1 protein-coding gene and 1 pseudogene are annotated in these 677 nt (G+C 71.5%); both read left to right on the forward strand.

Annotated features, from left to right (window positions below):
- The coding region (locus INT12_RS30790; RefSeq protein ID WP_193059217.1) for a DUF4129 domain-containing protein at positions 1 to 438 on the forward strand (438 nt) is incomplete at its 5' end.
- A pseudogene (locus INT12_RS30795) lies at positions 435 to 677 on the forward strand (multidrug RND transporter); the annotation flags it as partial. The gene INT12_RS30790 and the pseudogene INT12_RS30795, both read left to right, overlap by 4 nt.

A 677-nucleotide genomic window follows, 5' to 3' on the forward strand; every position in this document is an offset into this window, starting at 1 on the left:
GGCCAGGTGGGCGACTTCCTGCGCCGGGGCTGGAACGACCTGGTGCTGTCGTTCGATTCCAACCGCCAGCGCGAACTGCTGCGGCCGTTCGGCATCGACGCACTGGAGCCGGCACAGCTGGTCGCCATTTTCATTGCCTTCGCAGGCGCCGCGCTAGGCTGGATGGCATGGCTGCTGGCCCGCGGGGAGCGCGAGCGCGATCCCCTGCTGCGGGCGTGGCACCGGCTGGGGCGGCGTTACGCGCGGCATGGCCTGGCCCGGGAACCTGCGGAAACCGCCACGGACTGGGCGCAGCGCGTCCACCGGCAACGCCCCGACCCGGCGTTGATTCCGCTCAGCCAGCGTTTCGTTCAGGCGCGCTACGCTGGCGCTGAGCTCGACCCTTCACGCGTGCGTGACCTGCACAGGCATCGCCCGTCCACCGGAGCAACCTCATGAACGTCAAGATCCTGCTTCCCCTTGCCGCGTCGCTGGCGCTGGCCGCCTGTGCCAGCACCGGTGGCCTGCAACCGCACGGCCAGCTGCTCGACGCCGACAGCCTGCAGACCCAGCGCACCCTGGCCGGCCACACCCTGAGCCCCTCGGCGTTCCCGGCCACCGACTGGTGGCGGGCGCTGAACGACCCGCAGCTGGACGCGCTGATCGCCGAAGGCCTGCAGCGCAACCCGGGCCTGGAG

This window comes from Pseudomonas sp. K8, from assembly GCF_014889455.1.
GTDB lineage: Bacteria > Pseudomonadota > Gammaproteobacteria > Pseudomonadales > Pseudomonadaceae > Aquipseudomonas > Aquipseudomonas veronii.